Origin of the sequence: Micromonospora sp. DT44, from assembly GCF_049841635.1 — a bacterium.
Taxonomy (GTDB): Bacteria; Actinomycetota; Actinomycetes; order Mycobacteriales; family Micromonosporaceae; genus Micromonospora.
Genome location: NZ_JBNCKS010000013.1, coordinates 94,199 through 112,236, shown reverse-complemented (window position 1 = coordinate 112,236; position 18,038 = coordinate 94,199). Strand labels below are relative to the sequence as shown.

The window sequence follows — 18,038 nt, the reverse complement described above, 5'->3', positions numbered from 1 at the left end:
CACCGTCACGCGGCGGTCGCGCGGACGTACGCCACGCACTCGTCGTGCAACGTCGACCAGTCCTCGCCGAACGCCTCGTCGGCGGCGGCGGCGAGCGTCGCACGGTCGTGCACCACGGCCTTGAAGAACGTCAACAGCCGCTCCGGCCCGAACCGGTCGACGAGGTGGCGGACGGCGAGGTAGCCGACGCCGTAGCTGCCGCCGACCCGGTCGGCGGGCGCGTCGTCGGCGGGCGTGACGCCCTCCAACCGGCCGTCCCAACCGCCCTGGACCAGTTTGCGCACCTCCGCGAGCCCTTCGTACCGGTCGACCGGCCGACCGCCGGAACCCGCGAGCTCGGCCAGCCCTTCGACGAGCCACCAGGTCGTCTTGCCCGGGTAACCGCGCTCGGGCAGCGACGCGGCGTGGGTCAGCTCGTGCCGGAGCAGGTCATCGGCGCCGCTGCCGGGCAGCCCTTCGGCGTTGAGCACCACCTCGTGGTGGCCGCCGCCGACCGTCACCGCGTACCCGCCGGTCCACTGTGGCCGCCCGCCGCCGTACCAGCGTTGCCACTCGGTGCGGCCGGCGTAGAAGATCCGGTAGCGGTCCGGGGGCGAGCCCGTCACGACGTACGTGTCGGCGACCTTGGCCGCCGCCTCGGCCTGGGTGAGCAGGGCGGGCAGCTTGCCGCGCAGCGCGGGTGTGGTGGCGACGATGGTCCGCGCGCCGACCGCCACGACCAGGTCGCTGATCTCCCACGGCCGGGTGCCGGTCTCGGCGGACTTGGACTCCTCGACGGCGACCAGTCGGGGCGCGTCACCGTTCTCCCGCCAGCGGGTGCCGATCAGCACCGGGCCCGGTCGGCAGTTGGGCGCGACGAAGCAGTACTGGAAGCGCACCAGTAGCCGCCACTCCCCCGGTCTGCCGACGACCGGCGTGGGCAGGCCGCTCGGCTCGGCCCGCCAGACGGTCACCTTGAGGGCCCGCAGGGCGGCGAATCGGCGGCGCAGGTCGGCGTGCGCGGCCGGATCGGCGATGGCGAGGAAGGCGGTGCGGTCGCCGCCGAGCAGCGCCGTGGACTGCTGCCGGAGCTGCGCGGTCATCCGGTCGGACAACCCCCGTGCGACGGCGGTGGCCGGGTCGGCGGCGGCGCCGGCACGGCTGAGCGTGGCCCGGCCGTTGGCCTCCCGGACGGCCCCGACCACCAGCACCGCCGGAAGACCGCAGCCCAGCAGCAGAACGACAACGACGAGTACGGTCCACAGCGGCCAGAGCCGCCGCGGTGCTGGCTGCTGCACCCCGTCAGTCACCCGCCGAAGGGTACGACCAATCGGCGAATCGGGCGAGGCCGACCCGGTCCGATCGGTCGGGTCAGGCCCTGCGGGCCGGCCACGAGCGGAACGCGGTGTCCAGCCCGGCGACCAATTGGTGGTACGACCGGTCGACCTCGCGGGGCAGACCGAAGCCGCCGGCGGCCTCCAGGGCGATGAAGCCGTGCAGGGCGCTGCGCAGGGCGCGGGTCGCGTCCACCGCGTCGTCGCCGGTGAGCCCGTAGCCGCGCAGGACCGCGAAGATGGCGCCCACCGCGCGTTCGCCCGCCTCGACGTGCTCCGGGTCGGACGGGTCGGGCACCCGCTGGGTGGTCGGGTAGCGCCCGGGGTGCCGGCGGGCGTACGCCCGGTAGGCGTCGGCCATCGCGCGCAGGGCGTCGCCGCCGGCCCGTCCGGCGGCGGCCGTGGTCAGCTCGGTGGCCAGCTCGGCAGTGGCGAGCGCGGAGAGCTTCTGGTTCAGCGCGTCGGCCCCACGGATGTGCTTGTAGAGGCTGGGCAGCGCGACGCCGAGTCGACTGGCGAGCGCGGCGAGGGTGAGCTGTTCGTAGCCGACCTCGTCGGCGAGCCGGGCGGCCTCGCGCACCACGGTCTGCTGGTTGAGCCCGGCCCTAGGCACCGACACACACCCGGCTAGCTGTCATAGCCTTGAAGCTAACGCCGCTAGCCGGGCGCGTCAAGCGACGGTCACTTCTTGGAGATCAGGGCACGGCCGAAGAAGACCAGGTTCGCCGGGCGCTCGGCGAGCCGACGCATCAGGTAGCCGTACCACTCGTCGCCGTACGGGACGTAGGTGCGCACCGTGTAGCCCTCGCCGGCCAGCCGGGCCTGCTCCTCGGGACGGATGCCGTAGAGCATCTGGAACTCGAAACGCTCCGGACCCCGGTCGAACCAACGGGCCCGGTCCTCGCCGATCGAGATCATCCGCGGGTCGTGCGTCGCCAGCATCGGGTAGCCGTCGCCGGACATCAGGATGTTCATGCAGCGGACGTAGGACTTGTCCACCTCGCGGGCCGACTGGTAGGCCACCGACTCCGGCTCCTTGTAGGCGCCCTTGCACAGGCGCACCCGCGACCCGGCCGAGGACAGCTCCCGGCAGTCCGACTCGGTCCGCCGCAGGTACGCCTGGAGCACCGCCCCCGTCGACGGGAAGTCCTTGCGCAGCTTCGCCAGCACCTCCAACGTCGAGTCGGTGGTGGTGTGGTCCTCCATGTCCAGCGTGACCGCGGTGCCCGCCTTGTCGGCAGCCGCGCAGATCGCCCGCACGTTGTCGTACGCCAGCTGTTCGTCGAACATCTGGCCGAGCGCGGAGAGCTTCACGCTCACCTCGGCGGCCGGCGTGAGCCCGGCCCCGGAGAGCATCGCCAACAGCTTCAGGTACTCGTCCCGGGTGGCCGTGGCCTGTTCGGGGGTGACGGTGTCCTCGCCCAGGTGGTCGAGGGTGACGGCCAGCCCGTCGTCGACGAGCCCGCGGGTCGCGCGCAACGCGTCGTCGGTGGCGGCGCCGGCGACGAACCGGCGGACGACGTCCCGGGTGTACGGGGCGGTCGCGACGAGCCGCTCGACCTGGGATGACCGGGAGGCGGCGAGGATGACGGAACGGAGCATGAGCCGAGCGTATCGCCCCTGCCAGGAGCCCCGCCCGGCGGCGGCTGGGGCTGCGGCGCTGGCGTCGATCGGCTACAACGATGCCGTGAACCAAAGCCCCCGCCGCCGGCTCCGGTCGGCCTCCGTGCAGCTCGGCGCGCTCACCGCTCTCGCGCTCGCCCTCTCCGGCTGCAACATGACCTCCGACGACGACGATGACGACTGCGCCCTCGGGCCGGTCGGTGGCGGTGGCACGGTCGCGCTGGGGATGCGGGTGTCCGCCCCCAACGCGCAGCGGACCGGCGGCGAGCCGACGACCGCCGCCCTGCCCGAGCGCGGCGGGTTCGGCACCCACCTCGCCTCCTGCGGCGGCTGAGGTGCGGCGCGAGGCCGTGACGCCCCGGCCCGACTGGGACGCCACCATCCGGGCCCAGGGCCTGGTCTACGTCGACACCGAACTGCCCGACGGCGGGATCATGTCGTACTGGGACGAGACCGCCGCGTACGCCTTCGACCTCGACGAGGTGCTGCGGCTGGAGGAGGCCACCGAGGAGCTGCACCGGATGTCGGTGGCCGCCGCCGAGTACGTGGTGGCCCAGCGCCGGTACGCCGAGTTCGGCATCCCGGAGTGGGCCGCGGAGGCGGTGGCCCGGTCCCTGCGCGAGGCGCCGCCCACCCTCTACGGGCGATTCGACCTGGCGTACGACGGCACCTGGCCGCCGAAGATGCTGGAGTACAACGCGGACACCCCGACGGCACTGGTCGAGGCGAGCATCGTCCAGTGGTACTGGCTGGAGCAGACCCGCCCCGACCTGGACCAGTGGAACAGCCTGCACGAGCGGCTGGTGGGCGCCTGGGCCAAGATCGGCGCCGGGCTGCACGACAACCGGGTGCACGTGCTCTGGTCGAACGAGGAGGAGTCGGGCGAGGACCACATGACCGCCGGCTACCTCGCCGAGACCGCCCGGCAGGCCGGCCTGGACGTCGAGCTGCAACCCATCCAGGAGATCGGCTGGGACGGCCGGCGCTTCGTCGACGCCGCCGACCGCGCGGTGACCACCTGCTTCAAGCTCTACCCGTGGGAGTGGATGCTCGCCGAGCCGTACGGGCCGCCGGCGCTGGCCCCGGGCACCCCGACCACCTGGATCGAGCCGGCCTGGAAGCTGCTGCTGTCCAACAAGGCGCTGCTCGCGATCCTCTGGGAGCTGTACCCCGGTCACGAGTACCTGCTTCCGGCGTACCTCGACTCGCCGCGCGGCATGCCCGAGTACGTGGCCAAGCCCCTGCTCGGGCGCGAGGGCGGCTCGGTACGCATCGTCACCGCCGCCGAGGAGATCACCAACCCGGGGATCTACGGCGAAGAGGGCTGGTGTTATCAGGAGTTCCGGGCCCTGCCGCAGTTCGACGGCAACCGGACGGTGTTGGGTAGCTGGATCGTCGACGGAGAGTCGGCCGGGGTGGGGGTCCGGGAGAGCGCGAGTTTGATCACCGACGGCTACGCGCGGTTCCTACCGCACTACATCGACGCGCCGCGCACCCCGTGAGTCGTCTACCGTTGGGGTGTGAACTTCGACGCGTACGCCCGGACCGGCGTTGACCTGGTCAACGCCCGCCTGGACGACCTCGACGACCTGCGGGCCCTGTTCCCCGACGACAACGCCTGGATGCGCGACGAGGTCGCCGACCGGGATGTCGCCATCTTCCGACGGGCTCAGAAGCGGTTGCGCGACGTCTTCGAGTACGGCACCTCGGGGCGCGACGCCCAGGCGGTGACCGAGCTGAACGCGCTGTTGGAGGCGTTCCCGGTCCAGCCGCGCATCTCCGGGCACGACTCCAGCGACTGGCACATGCACGTGACCAGCCGTGGCGCCTCGGTCAGCGCCGAATACCTGGCCGGCGCGGTCTGGGGGCTCTCGGTGTGGCTCTGCGAGTACGGCAGCGCCCGCTTCGGGGTCTGCGCCGACGAGCGGTGCGGCAACGTCTACCTGGACACGTCGTCCAACTGCTGCCGGCGGTTCTGCTCCGAGCGCTGCGCCACCCGCTCGCACGTGGCGGCACACCGGGCCCGCAAGCGTGCCGCGATCGGCGAGCAGGCGACGGTCGCCCCGCAGCCGACCTCGACCGCCGAGTCGCTGACCCCGGTCAGCTGACCGGCGGCCACCGGTCAGACGTCGACCGGTGACGGCGCGGTGAGGTGCTCGCGGGCGAATTCGAGCGACGTCCGCAGGTCCGCCTCGCGCACCGCGCGGCTCTTCGCGCCCCGGGTAGCCACCTCGACGGCCACCGCGCCGGTGAAACCCCGGCCGGCCAGCGAGGAGAGCAGCTCCCCGCAGGGCTGCGTGCCGCGCCCGGGCACCAGGTGCTCGTCACGGCCCTCGCCGGTGCCGTCGCCCAGGTGCACGTGGGCGAGCCCCGCGCCCATCCGGTCGGCCATCGCGAGGGGGTCACTGTGCGATGCCGCGCAGTGTGAGAGATCGAGGGTGTACGACGGGTAGCCGGTGTCGGTGGGGTCCCACCCCGGGACGTACGGGACGAACTGCCGGCCCGCCATGCGCACCGGGTACATGTTCTCCACCGCGAAGCGGAGCCCGGAGAAGCGCTCCTCGACCCTGGCCAGCCCTTCGGCGAACCCGCGTGCGTAGTCGCGCTGCCAGGTGAACGGCGGGTGCACCACCACCGTCGGCGCACCGAGCGTCTCGGCCAACTCGGCGGCCTTGCGCAGCCGCTGCCACGGGTCCGGGCTCCACACCCGCTGTGTGACCAGCAGGCAGGGCGCGTGCACGGACAGCACCGGAACGCCGTAGTGCGCCGACAGGCCGCGCAACGCGCCCGCGTCCTGACTCACCACGTCGGTCCAGACCATCACCTCGACGCCGTCGTAGCCGAGCGCCGCAGCCAGCTGAAACGCCGCGGCGGTCGGCTCCGGGAAGACTGACGAGCTGGACAGGAGCACGGGGACTCGGGACGTCACACCAGCCAGCCTAGCCCGGCTGTCACGGGGTCATCAGGACGAGCATCGGCAAACCCGTCGGCGGCCCAGGGGCGGTCACATCGGTTCGAGTTGATCGAGCCGACGGAGGATGACCCCCTCACGCAGGGCCCACGGGCAGATGTCCATGGCATCCAGGTCGAGCCGGCGCATCACCGCCTCGGCGACCACCGCGCCCGCCAACAGTTGGTGGGCCCGGCCCGCGCCGACGCCCTCCAACTCCATCAACTGGGCGGGCGTCATGTGCCGGATGAAGCCGATGATCTGCCGCAGGCCGGCACGGGTCAGCCTGCGATTCACCCAGAGGCCGGCGCCGGACGGCGCCGCGCCGGCCAGTCGCGCCAGGGTGCGGAACGTCTTCGAGGTGGCCGCCACCCGGTCCCAGCCCACCTCGGTCATCTGGTCGACCACCTTGTCCAGCCGGCTGTCGACGTACTCCCGTAGCTTGGCGACGGCCTCGGCGGACGACGGCGTGGTGCTGGCCGGGTCGACCCGCAGTTGCTCGCGGGTGAGACGCCCGGCGCCCAGCGGCAGCGAGACCGCCACGTCCGGGTCCTCGTCGATGCCGGCGGCGATCTCCAGGGAGCCGCCACCGATGTCGAGCACCAGCAGACGCCCCGCCGACCAGCCGAACCACCGCCGTACCGCCAGGAACGTCATCCGTGCCTCGTCCGCGCCGGAGAGCACCTCCAGGCGTACGCCGGTCTCGTCACGGACCCGGGCGAGCACGTCGGCCGCGTTGGTGGCGTCGCGGACCGCGGAGGTGGCGAACGCGATCAGGTCGCCGGCCTCCAGCCCGGTCGCCGCCGCCCTGGCCATGCCGACCGCCTTGACCAGGCTGTCCGCTCCCACCTCGGTCAACGCCCCGTCCGGACCGATCTGTTCGGCGAGACGCAGGACGACCTTCTCCGAGTGGGCCGGCCAGGGGTGCGCGCCGTGATGCGCGTCGACCACCAGAAGGTGCACCGTGTTGGATCCGACGTCGAGGACACCCAGTCGCATGGTGAAGACCCTAGGTGCAACACGTTCGTGCGGCTCGTCGGCCCGCGGACGGCACCACGCGTACGCTGGTCCGGGTGACGATGGAGCTCCGCGTGCCGGTGGACGACCCGGGCGACCCGCGCAGCCGTGAGGTGCCGCTGGACTTTCCCCGGGAGTGGATCGAGTTCGCCGACCCGGCGGACGAGACCCACCTGATCCGGGCCGACCTGACCTGGCTGCTCTCCCGCTGGACCTGCATCTTCGGCCAGGGCTGCCACGGCATCATCGCCGGCCGGGCCGCCGACGGCTGCTGCTCGCACGGGGCGTTCTTCACCGACCCGGACGACGAGAAGCGCGTCCGCCGCGCCGTCAAGCTGCTCACCCCGTCGACCTGGCAGCACTTCCAGCGTGGGTTCAAGAACTGGACCGACGAGGACACCATCGACGGCAAGAACCCCGCTCGCCGCACCGCCACCCAGGGCGCCGACGGGCCGTGCGTCTTCCTCAACGACGCCGACTTCGTCGGTGGGGGTGGTTGCGCGTTGCACGCCCAGGCGCTGCGCGACGGTGTGCACCCGCTCGAATACAAGCCGGACGTCTGCTGGCAGCTCCCCATCCGGCGTGACCAGGACTGGGTGAAGCGTCCGGACAACACCAAGGTGCTGGTGTCCACCCTGTCCGAGTTCGACCGGCGGGGCTGGGGCGCCGGTGGGCACGACCTCGACTGGTGGTGCACCTCGTCGACCGACGCGCACGTCGGGGCCGAGCCGATGTACCTGTCGTACGGCCCGGAGCTGACCGCGCTGATCGGCGCGGCGGCGTACGAGCGGCTGGCCGAGCTGTGCGCGGCCCGGGTGCGACAGGGCCTGGTCGCCCCCCACCCCGCCGACGAGCTGTCGGTCTGAGCGCTCGGAGTCTCGGTCAGCCGAGGGCGGCGTCGACGAGGGTGCGGGCGCTCTGCCGGGCCGCCTCGGCGATCGCCGGATCGCCGTCCAGCACGCCGCTGGCGAGCCCACCGTCGATCAGCAGGGTGAGCTGATGGGCGAGCATCTCCGGCTCCGCCGCGCCGGCCTTGCGGGCCAGCTCGGTCACCCAGGCCCGGACGACGGTCTTGTGCTCGACCGTCCGGGCGTGCACCGGACCGCCGGCGGGCGACTCGGCGGCCGTGTTGATGAAGGCGCAGCCGTGGTAGCCGTCCCGGCGACAGGCGCTGACGAGGGCGTCGAACATCCCGACGAGCTGGTCGCGCGGCTCGTCGCCGGCCTCGCGGGCCGCCGCCCGTAGCGCGCCGAACCAGGCCTGGTCGACCCGGTCCAGGTAGGCCAGCACGAGGTCGTCCTTGCGCGGGAAGTGCTTGTAGAGCGTCGCCTTGGCCACGCCCGACTCGGCGATGACCGTGTCGACCCCGACGCCGCGAGGCCCGTGCGCGTAGAACAGCCGGAACGCGGTGTCCAGGATCCGGTCCCGGGCCGAGCCGGCCGGCGTGCGGTGCACGGGCATCGGCACTCCCTCGTCGTTGCTGGTGACGGGCACGATTTTACAGACAGCTCCGTCTGCGGCCGCATCCGCACGCTCGTCGAGGAACGGCAAGGGGTACGCGTCGGAGGTGCCTTTGGAGCTGAATCGTTTACGGCATCAGCGGATGACTCGTTTACGGCATCAGCTCCAAAGGCGCCACAAGAGAGTCCCCGCCCTGGCCCGGGCGTCGCGCCAGCCCTGTCCGGGTGTTCACGTCAGGGGCAGCAGATAGACAGACCTGTCTGTTAGTCTGCGAGCAGGCGGCGCGAGGCCACCGCGCCCGAGTGGAGGATCGATCGACATGCGCATCGCAGTTCTCGGCACCGGCTCGGTGGGGCAGGCCATCGCGGCCCGTACGGCGGAGCTGGGCCACCAGGTCACCATCGGCACCCGGGACGTCGCGGCCACCCGGTCCGGCGCGTACGCCGACTGGGCCGCCGAGCACCCCGAGGTCGGCCTGGAGACCATGGCCGTGGCGGCAGCCGACGCCGAACTGATCGTCAACGCCACCAGTGGCACCGGATCCCTGCCGGCACTCACCGCTGCCGGCGCGGCGAACCTGGCCGGCAAGGTCGTGCTCGACATCGCCAACCCGCTCGACTTCAGCGCGGGTTTCCCGCCCGTTCTGACGGTCAACGACACCGAATCCCTGGCCGAGCGCATCCAGCGGGAGTTCCCGCAGGCCAAGGTCGTCAAATCGCTCAACACGCTGACCGCGGAGCTGATGGTGCGTCCGCGCCAGCTCGCCGACGGCGACCACAGCGTCTTCGTCTCCGGCGACGACGCGGAGGCGAAGCGGATCGTCACCGACCTGCTCGTCAGCTTCGGGCACACCGACGTCATCGACCTCGGTGACCTCTCCACCGCCCGGGGCACCGAGATGCTGATGCCCCTCTGGCTGCGGCTCTACGGCCGGCTCGACACCGCCATCTTCAACGTCAAGGTCGTCCGCTGAGCGGACGCCGACAGCCCGAAGGGGGTCCACGCCGGGCGCGGACCCCCTTCGGATCGGCCGATCACGGCTCGAACTTGTAGCCCAGACCCCGCACGGTGACGATGAAACGCGGCGCCGACGGCTCTGGCTCGATCTTGGAGCGCAGCCGCTTCACGTGCACGTCAAGCGTCTTGGTGTCGCCGACGTAGTCGGCGCCCCACACCCGGTCGATGAGCTGACCCCGGGTCAACACCCGGCCCGCGTTGCGGAGCAGCAACTCCAGCAGCTCGAACTCCTTGAGTGGCAGCTGCACCGCGCCGCCCTCGACCGTCACGACGTGCCGCTCGATGTCCATCCGCACCGGGCCGGCGGCCAGCGTCGGAGCGCCCGCCTCGGCGACCTCCGGGCTCTGCCGCCGCAGCACCGCCCGGATGCGGGCGACCAACTCCCGAGGGGAGTACGGCTTGGTGACGTAGTCGTCGGCGCCGATCTCCAGGCCGACCACCTTGTCGATCTCGCTGTCCCGCGCGGTGACCATGATGATCGGCACGGCCGAGCGCTGCCGAAGCTGCCGGCACACCTCGGTCCCCGACATCTCGGGCAACATCAGGTCGAGCAGCACGATGTCGGCGCCGGTCCGGTCGAACTCGGTGAGGGCGTCGGTTCCGGTCGCGGCGACCGATACCTCGAAGCCCTCCTTACGGAGCATGTACGACAGGGCGTCGGAGAACGACTCCTCGTCCTCGACCACCAGAACGCGGCTCAAGGGGGATTTCCTTTCCATTGCTGTCAGACCTGCCGTAGCTCGGCCGGACCGGCCTCGATCCCAGCCGGCGGCAGTGTCGCCAGGAGATCGTCCGGTGGGCTGGCGGGCAACCGGAGGGTGAACGTCGACCCACCCCCAAGGGTGCTCGACACCTCCACCCGACCGCCATGGTTGCTCGCGATGTGTTTCACGATGGCCAGGCCGAGCCCGGTGCCACCGGTGGCGCGTGAGCGGGCCTGGTCGGCCCGGTAGAACCGCTCGAAGATCCGGTCCACGTCCGTCGGGGCGATGCCGATGCCCTGGTCGGTGACCGCGATCTCGACGCGCTCGTCGTCACCGTGGAGGGTGACCCGCACGGTGGTGTCCTCGCCGGAGTAGTTGATGGCGTTCTCGACCAGGTTCGCCACGGCCGTGGCGAGTTGGCTGTCGCTGCCGTAGGCGGTGAGGCCACGCGCGCCGTCGACCGTCACCTCGACGCCCCGCGCGGCAGCCGTGGTCCGGGTGCGGTCGACCACCTCGGCGATCACCCAGTCGAGCGCGACCGGCTCCGGCGGCGGCTGCGGCTCGGCGCCCTGCAGCCGGGTCAGCTCCAGCAACTCCTGCACCAGCCGGCCCAGCCGGGTCGACTCGTGCTGGATGCGTTCGGCGAACCGGCGGGCGGCGACCAGGTCCTCGGAGAGGTCGGGCGCCGTGGCGTCGGCCGGTTCGGTGGCGTCCAGCAGCGCCTCGGCGAGCAGTTGCAGCGCCCCGATCGGGGTCTTCAGCTCGTGACTGACGTTCGCCACGAAGTCGCGCCGGACCCGGGTCAGCCGGTGTGACTCGGTCACGTCGACGGCCTCGACGGCGATGAAGCCGTTCCCGAGACCCATGGCCCGCAGGTGCACGCCCAGCGGGTTCTCCCCCGCGCTGTCGCGACCTCGGGGCAGATCCAGCTCGATCTCGCGCCGCACGCCGGTGCGCCGCACCTGACCCGCGAGGGTACGGATCAACGGGTGCGCGGCGATCGAACCCGGTGTGCTGCCGGTCCGGAGGAGCCCCATGGCGCGGGCGGCCGGGTTGATCAGGACAGGGGTGTCGTCGTCGTCCAGCACCACGACACCGGCCCGGAGCGAGTCGATCGTCCGACGGCCGAGCCCGGCCTGCTGCTCGTCGGCTATCGCGGGCCTCCCTCTGCTCCAGCGGGAGCTCGCGCTCCCCGTCGACGTGGAGCCGCCGCGCACCGGCAGGAACCGGGGCAGCAGGAAACCGGCGACCAGTCCGGCCGCCAGCGCCACGGCCACCACGACCGCCACTGCCCACTCCACCCGGCGATCGTAGGATCATTGTTAACCTGGCTACCATACAGAACGGGACGAATCACCCTCACTTCCGAAAGTGTTCACCCTTACGTCCGGCGTCGTTCACTCTGGTTCATCCGGGGTCCGTCAACGCCCCCTACCGTTGGCGTCGCACCTGCTCAACCCCTGCGCCGACACCCGTCGGCGGCGACCGACCACAGGACGTGATGATGCGCGACGAGTTCCGGGCCGACCTTCAGATCGTCAGCCAACTGCTGGTGGACATGGCCGAGGGCATCCGCGCCGCCATGCGCCAGGCCACCCGGGCCCTGCTCACCGCCGACCGGCAGGCCGCCGAGACGGTTATCGAGCGGGACGCCGAGATCGACGACCTCTACCGGCACGTCGAGGAGCGGGTGTGTGACCTGCTCGCCCGACAGGCGCCGGTCGCCTCCGACCTCCGGGCGATGATCACCGCGCTGCACGTGGCGGCCGATCTTGAGCGGATGGGTGACCTCGCCGAGCACGTGGCCAAGACCGCGCTGCGCCGGCACCCCTCCCCGGCCGTTCCGGCCGAGCTGCGGACGGTCTTCACCGAGATGTCCGACATCGCCGACCGGATGGCCGCGAAGATCGGTTCCGTACTGGCGAAGCCCGACGTCGACCTCGCGGCCGAGTTGGACCGCGACGACGACGCCATGGACGAGCTGCACAAGAGCCTGTTCGCGGTGCTGCTCGGCGACGACTGGCCGTACGGGGTGGAGACCGCGATCGACGCCACCCTGCTGGGCCGCTTCTACGAGCGCTTCGCCGACCACGCGGTGAACGCCGGCGAGCACGTGATCTACCTGATCACCGGGGAGAACAGTCCGATCGGCAGCTGACCAGGCGTACTAAGAAGGGGCCCCCGCCAGCGCGGGGGCCCCTTTCTGCGAGGTTCAGCGGCCCTGGTTGGCGACCGCGGCGGCGGCTTCCTTCGCTGCCGTCGGGTCGAGGTAGGTGCCGCCCAGGGTGAGCGGGCGCAGCTGCGGGTCGAGGTCGTAGCGCAGCGGGATGCCGGTCGGGATGTTGAGCTTGGCGATCGCCTCGTCGGAGATCTGGTCGAGGTGCTTCACCAGGGCGCGCAGCGAGTTGCCGTGCGCGGCCACCAGCACCGTACGGCCGGCCAGGATGTCGGGCACGATCGAGTCGTACCAGTACGGAAGCATCCGCTCGACGACGTCCTTGAGGCACTCGGTACGGGGCATCAGCTCGGTCGGCAGCAGCGCGTACCGCGGGTCACCCACCTGCGACCACTCGTCGTCGTCCGCAATGGGCGGCGGCGGGGTGTCGTACGACCGGCGCCAGAGCATGAACTGCTCCTCGCCGTACTCGTCAAGGGTCTGCTTCTTGTTCTTGCCCTGTAGGGCGCCGTAGTGGCGCTCGTTGAGCCGCCAGGACCGACGCACGGCGATCCAGTGCCGGTCGGCGGCGTTGAGCGCCAGCTCGGCGGTGCGGATCGCCCGGCGCATCACGCTGGTGTGGACGACGTCCGGCAGCAGGCTGTGCTCGCGCAGCAGCTCGCCGCCCCGCCGTGCCTCGCCCTCGCCCTTCTCGGTCAGGTCGACGTCCACCCAGCCGGTGAAGAGGTTCTTGGCGTTCCAGTCACTCTCGCCGTGCCGCAGCAGGACCAGCGTCCCGACGGTGGGCCCCTCGCTCGCAGTCATGCGGATCATCCTGCCTCAACCGGGTTGGGGACACGCGGGCACCCGTCGTGACGACCGCCACGTGAAAAAGCGGGTGACCTGCGATTCCGGCCGGCACTAGGGTTCGTAAGGCTTGGTAGTCAGATCGGTCATTACCTGTAAGCGGGGGCACCACGTGCGGACAATGCGGAGCTGGTTCGGGGACACCACCGGGGGCCTACCCAGGGCCTTCTGGTACCTGTGGTCCGGCACCCTGATCAACCGGCTCGGCTCGTTCGTCCTCGTGTTCCTCGCCATCTACCTGACCCAGGAACGTGGCTTCTCGCCGTCTCAGGCTGGCCTGGTGCTCGGCCTCTGGGGCGTCGGCGGCGCGGTCGGCACCACCGCCGGCGGGGCCCTCGCGGACCGGTGGGGCCGCCGCCCGACGCTGCTCACCGCGCATCTCGGCGCGGCGACCATGATGCTCGCCCTCGGGCTGGCCCGGGACCTCTGGGCCGTCGCGCTGGGCGCCCTGCTGCTGGGCATGTTCGCCGAGGCCGCCCGCCCGGCGTTCGGGGCCATGATGATCGACGTGGTGCCGGCGAAGGACCGGCTGCGCGCCTTCTCGCTCAACTACTGGGCCATCAACCTCGGCTTCGCCTGCGCCGCCATCCTCGCCGGCCTCGCCGCGCAGGCCGACTACCTGCTGCTGTTCGTGGTCGACGCGGGCACGATGCTGATCACCGCGCTCATCATCTTCGTCCGGGTGCCGGAGACGCGTCACGGCGGATTTCCCGTCGCGGCGACCACGGCCCCGCGCGGCGCCCTGCGCACGATCCTCACCGACCGGGTCTTTCTCGGCTTCGTGACGCTGAACCTGTTCGCCGCGCTGGTGTTCCTCCAGCACATCTCGATGCTGCCGATCGCCATGGGCGACTCCGGTCTGAGCCCGGCCACGTACGGCTCGGTGATCGCCCTGAACGGTCTCCTCATCGTCGTCGGCCAACTCTTCGTGCCCCGGCTGATCCGGGGGCGCAACCGCTCGCAGGTCCTCGCCGTCGCCGCCGTGGTGATGGGCGTCGGGTTCGGGCTGACCGCGTTCGCGGGTAGCGCCTGGTTCTACGGGCTGACCGTGTTGATCTGGACGGTCGGCGAGATGCTGAACTCGCCGTCGAACTCCACGCTGATCGCCGAGCTCTCCCCGGCCGAACTGCGCGGTCGGTACCAGGGCGTGTTCGGCCTCTCCTGGCAGATCGCCGGTGCGAGCGGGCCGATCCTGGGCGGGCTGGTGCGTGAGAACGTCGGCAACGCGGCGCTGTGGCTCGGCTGCGCCGCGATCGGCGTGCTGACGGCGGTGGCCCACCTCGCGTCCGGCCCTGCCCGCGAGCGGCGGGCCACCGCGCTGCGGCATGCCGCCGAGGTCGCGGCGCCGGTGGGCACCCGTTCGCCGCAGCCCGCCGAGGCCGCGGCCTGAGTCCGGTACGGCCACCGCGCGCCGGCCCGACTACCGTTCAGGAGAAACGGTTAAGAAACTGAACTGTCGGGAGGTCGCATGCACGCCCTGCGGCGCTGGTGGCAGGACACCGCAGGCGAGCTCCCCGGCTCCTTCTGGTACCTCTGGGCCGGGCTGCTGATCAACCGGGCGGGCGCGTTCGCCATGCTCTTCCTGTCGCTCTACCTCACCGACGCCCGGGGCGCCAGCGCGGCGCTGGCCGGCGTCGTCGTCGGAGCGTACGGGGCCGGTGGGGCGGTCGGCGTGCTGTTCGGTGGGGTGCTGGCCGACCGGTGGGGTCGCCGGTCGACCCTGCTCGCCGCCCACCTGGCCACCGCCACCCTGATGGTGGCGCTGGCCTTCAGCCGTCCTCTGCCGCTGATCGCGGCGTTCGCCGCGCTGGTCGGCGTCGCGCACTCCATGCCCGGCCCGGCGCTCGTGGCGGCGATTGTCGACGTGGTGCCCGCGGAACGGCGCTCGCGCGCGTTCAACCTGGAATTCTGGGCGTTGAACCTCGGGATGGCGGTCGCCTCGCTGCTCGCCGGGCTGGTGGCCGAGGCGAGCTTCACCGCGCTGTTCCTGGTCGACGCGGGTGCCACGCTGACCGCCGCCGCAGTCATCGGCTGGAAGGTTCCGGAGACCCTGCGGCGAGCCGATCCGGTCGCCCCGACCGGCCAACCGAGCCCCGCCCAGCCCCGCCGGCCGGGACTGCTCACCGTACTCAGCGACCGGATCTTCCTGGTCTTCGTCGGGCTCACCTTCGTGCTGGCCGTCCTCACCCTGCAGACCTCGACGATCATGCCGCTGGCGATGCGCGCGGACGGCCTCGGCCCATCGGCGTACGGCGTGGTCGTGGCGCTCGGCGGCGCGCTGATCGTGGTGGGGCAACTGTTCGTGCCCCGCCTGATCGACCGACGCCGCAAGGCCGTCGTCCTGGCCGCCTCCACCGCCCTGCTGGCGGTCGGCTTCGGAGTGCTCGCGGTCGCCGACCACCTGGCCGTCTACCTGGGCGCGGCGGTGGTCTGGACGGTCGGCTCGATGCTCGCCGCCCCGCCCAACGCCCAGATCAACGCGGATCTCGCGCCGCCGGACCTGCGCGCGCGGTACCAGTCGGTCTTCTACCTGACGTTCCCCGCCGCGGCCTTCGTCGCACCCATGCTGGGCGGGGTGAGCCTGCAGTACCTCGGCGACCGGCACTGGCTGATCGTGGGCGGGTTGGGCGTGCTGACGGCCGTCGGCCACCTGCTGGCCGGGCCGCCCCGCGAGCGGCTCGTCGACGCGCTGCGCCGGGCCGCCGAGCGGGAGCCGGCAGACCGGGTCCCGACAAGCTGACCGTACGACGGCAAAGCGCCCACCGAGACCCGAAGGTCATTGGTGGGCGCTTTACCGGTGTGGGGCCGGCGGCGGCGGGCAACACTCACCCCCGTAAGCATCGCCCGCTCGCGCCGCCGGTCCAAACAGGTGGGCACCGTCCCCCAACGGTAGGTCCACCCGTCCCCTCGCACCTCGCCTGGTGCGCGGATCTGATCGATCCGCCGCTCCCCCGAACGTTTCCAAGCGTGGTGCGGCGCAATAAAGCTAGTTCGGCCGGATTCTGAATTCAACCCGAATGGGATGTCTCGCCGGTCACAACTGACGAGTATCCCCAGCTCCGGCCTCGGTCTCTGGCAACAGCCGGGTACCCGTCGAGCATTCCCGCAAACACCTCACCCGTCCTCACGATCGGGTGACTCGGTTCGGAAGAAGTTGCTCTGCCGACCGTCGCGCATCTGCTCCTGGTAGATCAGATTGAGCCGGCGCAGATCGAATGTGTGGAACCACTCATCCCAGGTGATCTCACGAATCCGGCTGCTCTCCCGGTATCCGGGAATGTTGAAGGTCAGAACGCCCGCCCGACCCTCCCGTTCGGTACCCGCGATGGTCGCCGGCTTCGCGCCCCGCGCTTGCGCCCAGCGCTGGATCACCTCGTGATTCGCGGTGATCAAACTCCGACCCGGCCGCTCCGGCCGATCGGCGATCGACGCGATCACCTGCGAGCTGCGGACCGATCGTCCGCTGCCCCGCCCGGTCCGGATCCCACCGGCCGCCGTGCCCGTCGACCGGCTCGCCGTGGCCCGCTTCGCGGGAGCCGCGCTCTTCGCCGTGGCCCGGGCGGCGGTGCTCTTCGCCGTGGCCCGCTTCGCGGGGGCGGCGCGCTTGGCGGCCGGTCGGGCCGGCGCCTTCTTCGCGGGCGCCTTGCGCGCCGGCGCGGTACGAGCGGTCGCGGAGGTCCGGCGCGCCGCCGTCGACTTCGCCGCCGTCGTCTTCTTCGCGGTGGCCGACTTAAGGGCCGCCGTCGACGTCCGTGCGGTCGTCGTCTTCTTCGCAGCCGCCGTCTTCCGCGCCGGGGTGGCTCTCTTCGCGGCGGCCGTCTTCTTCGCGGCGGCCCGCTTCGCCGGGGCGCTCTTGTTCGCGGGCGCGGCCTTCGCGCGACTCGGCACCGCCCGCGCCGCCGACTTCTTCGTCGCGGCGGCCCGACCCGCCGACGCCCTGCTGCCGGACGCCCGGCCGGCCGGCCCGGTGCTGCGCCGACCTGCGCCACCGGCATCCGAACGCAGCGAGCGCACCAACTGTTTCACCAGGTCGGGCTTGCGCATCGCGGAGATGCCGGAAACCCCGCGCTTGCGCAGTTGCCCGCGGATGTCGTCCACCCGCATCTGGGAGATCGCCGACTCCGAGACCCCGGGCGTACCCGGAGTCTGGTTGCCGGCCTGCCGTTTGGTCCGGGTCGCAGTCCCGCCGCGACCTGAGCTGTTCCGCTGAGCCATGGGACGCTCCGCTCCTCGACACTCCGTCCTCGGCGCGCGGGGGTCCCTCTGCCGCACCGCGCGCCGCGGCATACCCCGCAGGAGCGAACCCAACCGCGTCGATCTTGCACTTTCGGTGGTCGTTATGAGCGGCTAGGCCCCTTGTGTCGCCACCGAAACTGCAAGATCGCGGAAAGCGGGGGGTGGGGTCAGGGCTGGGTGGGGTTGGAGGGCTCGAAGAGATGGGCGAAGGCGGCCAGGTTCGCGGTCGACTCGCCGCGCTTGACGCGCCACTCGTACTCCCGCCGGATCGAACTGCCGAAGCCGATCTCCAGCATCGTGTCGAAGGACTCGTCGGAGTAGGTGAGCACCGAGCCGAGCAGCCGGTCGAGTTCGTCGGCGTCCACGCCGGCCGGGTTGACCCGGCCGGTCAGGTAGACGTCGCCGGCCGCGTCGATGGAGAAGGAGACGCCGTACATCCGGGCGTTGCGCTGCAACAGCCACGCCCACAGCTCCTCGCGGCGCTCGTCGGGCTGGCGCATCACGAACGCCTCGATCCGTAGCGCGTGCTCGCCGACGATCAGGTTGCAGACCGTCTTGAGCTTGTGGGTGCCCGGCAGGGTCACCGCGTACGCTCCGGGACCGGTCGACTCCCAGGCCAGGTCACGGTCGGCGCAGACCGACTCGATGAGGGTCGCGAGGTCGCTTTTCGGGCTCACCGGGCCCACTCTACGACC

19 protein-coding genes are annotated in these 18,038 nt (G+C 71.7%); 8 read left to right on the top strand and 11 right to left on the bottom strand.

Features of this window, described 5'->3' with window-relative positions; translation table 11 throughout:
- Positions 1-5: 5 nt before the first annotated feature.
- From ACLQ25_RS10445 to ACLQ25_RS10435, 3 genes are all read right to left on the bottom strand, one after another.
- On the bottom strand, positions 6-1,289 hold the full coding sequence (locus ACLQ25_RS10445; protein WP_425730691.1) for a hypothetical protein: 1,284 nt from the start codon (positions 1,287-1,289) through the stop codon (positions 6-8).
- A 61-nt stretch (positions 1,290-1,350) separates the two neighbouring features.
- Complete coding sequence (locus tag ACLQ25_RS10440; RefSeq protein WP_425730690.1) at positions 1,351-1,926, bottom strand: TetR/AcrR family transcriptional regulator; 576 nt, start codon at positions 1,924-1,926, stop codon at positions 1,351-1,353.
- 68 nt (positions 1,927-1,994) lie between these two features.
- The gene (locus ACLQ25_RS10435) at positions 1,995-2,915 is read right to left on the bottom strand and encodes a proline dehydrogenase family protein (RefSeq protein WP_425730689.1); all 921 of its coding nucleotides are present in this window, start codon (positions 2,913-2,915) and stop codon (positions 1,995-1,997) included.
- 85 nt (positions 2,916-3,000) lie between these two features.
- On the opposite strand from ACLQ25_RS10435, the gene ACLQ25_RS10430 reads away from it, so the two are divergent.
- Genes ACLQ25_RS10430 through ACLQ25_RS10420 form a run of 3 tightly spaced genes read left to right on the top strand, consistent with a single transcriptional unit; the run spans position 3,001 to position 5,044 of the window.
- Entirely contained in the window at positions 3,001-3,270 is a 270-nt protein-coding gene (locus ACLQ25_RS10430) for a hypothetical protein (RefSeq protein WP_425730688.1), read from the top strand.
- 1 nt (position 3,271) lies between these two features.
- Positions 3,272-4,438: a glutathionylspermidine synthase family protein gene (locus ACLQ25_RS10425; protein ID WP_425730687.1), complete on the top strand. Its 1,167-nt coding sequence runs from the start codon at positions 3,272-3,274 to the stop codon at positions 4,436-4,438.
- Between the two features lie 18 nt (positions 4,439-4,456).
- On the top strand, positions 4,457-5,044 hold the full coding sequence (locus tag ACLQ25_RS10420; protein WP_425730686.1) for a CGNR zinc finger domain-containing protein: 588 nt from the start codon (positions 4,457-4,459) through the stop codon (positions 5,042-5,044).
- Between the two features lie 14 nt (positions 5,045-5,058).
- Here ACLQ25_RS10420 and ACLQ25_RS10415 read toward each other — a convergent pair whose 3' ends face one another.
- Both ACLQ25_RS10415 and ACLQ25_RS10410 read right to left on the bottom strand, forming a co-directional pair.
- Positions 5,059-5,865 carry a sugar phosphate isomerase/epimerase family protein gene (locus ACLQ25_RS10415; protein ID WP_357129140.1) on the bottom strand — a complete coding sequence of 269 codons (807 nt, stop codon included), beginning with the start codon at positions 5,863-5,865 and terminating at the stop codon, positions 5,059-5,061.
- A 75-nt stretch (positions 5,866-5,940) separates the two neighbouring features.
- The gene (locus ACLQ25_RS10410) at positions 5,941-6,885 is read right to left on the bottom strand and encodes a Ppx/GppA phosphatase family protein (protein ID WP_425730685.1); all 945 of its coding nucleotides are present in this window, start codon (positions 6,883-6,885) and stop codon (positions 5,941-5,943) included.
- An 80-nt stretch (positions 6,886-6,965) separates the two neighbouring features.
- On the opposite strand from ACLQ25_RS10410, the gene ACLQ25_RS10405 reads away from it, so the two are divergent.
- The gene (locus ACLQ25_RS10405; protein ID WP_425730702.1) at positions 6,966-7,769 is read left to right on the top strand and encodes a hypothetical protein; all 804 of its coding nucleotides are present in this window, start codon (positions 6,966-6,968) and stop codon (positions 7,767-7,769) included.
- A gap of 16 nt (positions 7,770-7,785) precedes the next feature.
- Here ACLQ25_RS10405 and ACLQ25_RS10400 read toward each other — a convergent pair whose 3' ends face one another.
- Positions 7,786-8,364, bottom strand: a complete 579-nt coding sequence (locus ACLQ25_RS10400; protein ID WP_425730684.1) for a TetR/AcrR family transcriptional regulator — start codon at positions 8,362-8,364, stop codon at positions 7,786-7,788.
- Positions 8,365-8,683: 319 nt separating this feature from the next.
- Between ACLQ25_RS10400 and ACLQ25_RS10395 the strand changes: the two genes are divergently transcribed.
- Entirely contained in the window at positions 8,684-9,337 is a 654-nt protein-coding gene (locus ACLQ25_RS10395) for an NADPH-dependent F420 reductase (protein ID WP_425730683.1), read from the top strand.
- Positions 9,338-9,398: 61 nt separating this feature from the next.
- On the opposite strand, the gene ACLQ25_RS10390 is transcribed toward ACLQ25_RS10395, so the two are convergent.
- Both ACLQ25_RS10390 and ACLQ25_RS10385 read right to left on the bottom strand, forming a co-directional pair.
- Entirely contained in the window at positions 9,399-10,082 is a 684-nt protein-coding gene (locus tag ACLQ25_RS10390) for a response regulator transcription factor (RefSeq protein WP_039906992.1), read from the bottom strand.
- A gap of 23 nt (positions 10,083-10,105) precedes the next feature.
- Positions 10,106-11,386: a sensor histidine kinase gene (locus ACLQ25_RS10385; RefSeq protein WP_425730682.1), complete on the bottom strand. Its 1,281-nt coding sequence runs from the start codon at positions 11,384-11,386 to the stop codon at positions 10,106-10,108.
- 203 nt (positions 11,387-11,589) lie between these two features.
- On the opposite strand from ACLQ25_RS10385, the gene phoU reads away from it, so the two are divergent.
- Positions 11,590-12,243 (top strand): phosphate signaling complex protein PhoU, encoded by a 654-nt coding sequence (phoU, locus tag ACLQ25_RS10380; RefSeq protein ID WP_425730681.1) that lies wholly within the window; start codon positions 11,590-11,592, stop codon positions 12,241-12,243.
- Between the two features lie 54 nt (positions 12,244-12,297).
- Here phoU and ACLQ25_RS10375 read toward each other — a convergent pair whose 3' ends face one another.
- The gene (locus ACLQ25_RS10375; RefSeq protein ID WP_007465667.1) at positions 12,298-13,065 is read right to left on the bottom strand and encodes a phosphoglyceromutase; all 768 of its coding nucleotides are present in this window, start codon (positions 13,063-13,065) and stop codon (positions 12,298-12,300) included.
- Positions 13,066-13,219: 154 nt separating this feature from the next.
- On the opposite strand from ACLQ25_RS10375, the gene ACLQ25_RS10370 reads away from it, so the two are divergent.
- Positions 13,220-14,497 (top strand): MDR family MFS transporter, encoded by a 1,278-nt coding sequence (locus tag ACLQ25_RS10370; protein WP_425730680.1) that lies wholly within the window; start codon positions 13,220-13,222, stop codon positions 14,495-14,497.
- 78 nt (positions 14,498-14,575) lie between these two features.
- Positions 14,576-15,847 (top strand): MDR family MFS transporter, encoded by a 1,272-nt coding sequence (locus ACLQ25_RS10365; RefSeq protein ID WP_425730679.1) that lies wholly within the window; start codon positions 14,576-14,578, stop codon positions 15,845-15,847.
- A gap of 374 nt (positions 15,848-16,221) precedes the next feature.
- Here the strand turns inward: ACLQ25_RS10365 and ACLQ25_RS10360 are convergent, their stop codons facing one another.
- Together ACLQ25_RS10360 and ACLQ25_RS10355 are read right to left on the bottom strand one after the other, a co-directional pair.
- Positions 16,222-17,112, bottom strand: a complete 891-nt coding sequence (locus tag ACLQ25_RS10360) for a hypothetical protein (RefSeq protein ID WP_425730701.1) — start codon at positions 17,110-17,112, stop codon at positions 16,222-16,224.
- A gap of 398 nt (positions 17,113-17,510) precedes the next feature.
- Positions 17,511-18,020, bottom strand: coding sequence for a YbjN domain-containing protein (locus ACLQ25_RS10355; RefSeq protein ID WP_425730678.1), 510 nt, complete (start codon positions 18,018-18,020; stop codon positions 17,511-17,513).
- Positions 18,021-18,038: the final 18 nt, after the last annotated feature.

Bases quoted from the DNA above. Each gene is read 5' to 3' on its own strand.
- ACLQ25_RS10435 (WP_425730689.1), bottom strand. From the start codon at position 2,915: ATGCTCCGTTCCGTCATCCTCGCCGCCTCCCGGTCATCCCAGGTCGAG.
- ACLQ25_RS10410 (WP_425730685.1), bottom strand. From the start codon at position 6,885: ATGCGACTGGGTGTCCTCGACGTCGGATCCAACACGGTGCACCTTCTG.
- ACLQ25_RS10405 (WP_425730702.1), top strand. From the start codon at position 6,966: ATGGAGCTCCGCGTGCCGGTGGACGACCCGGGCGACCCGCGCAGCCGT.
- ACLQ25_RS10400 (WP_425730684.1), bottom strand. From the start codon at position 8,364: ATGCCCGTGCACCGCACGCCGGCCGGCTCGGCCCGGGACCGGATCCTG.
- ACLQ25_RS10395 (WP_425730683.1), top strand. From the start codon at position 8,684: ATGCGCATCGCAGTTCTCGGCACCGGCTCGGTGGGGCAGGCCATCGCG.
- phoU (WP_425730681.1), top strand. From the start codon at position 11,590: ATGCGCGACGAGTTCCGGGCCGACCTTCAGATCGTCAGCCAACTGCTG.
- ACLQ25_RS10375 (WP_007465667.1), bottom strand. From the start codon at position 13,065: ATGACTGCGAGCGAGGGGCCCACCGTCGGGACGCTGGTCCTGCTGCGG.
- ACLQ25_RS10365 (WP_425730679.1), top strand. From the start codon at position 14,576: ATGCACGCCCTGCGGCGCTGGTGGCAGGACACCGCAGGCGAGCTCCCC.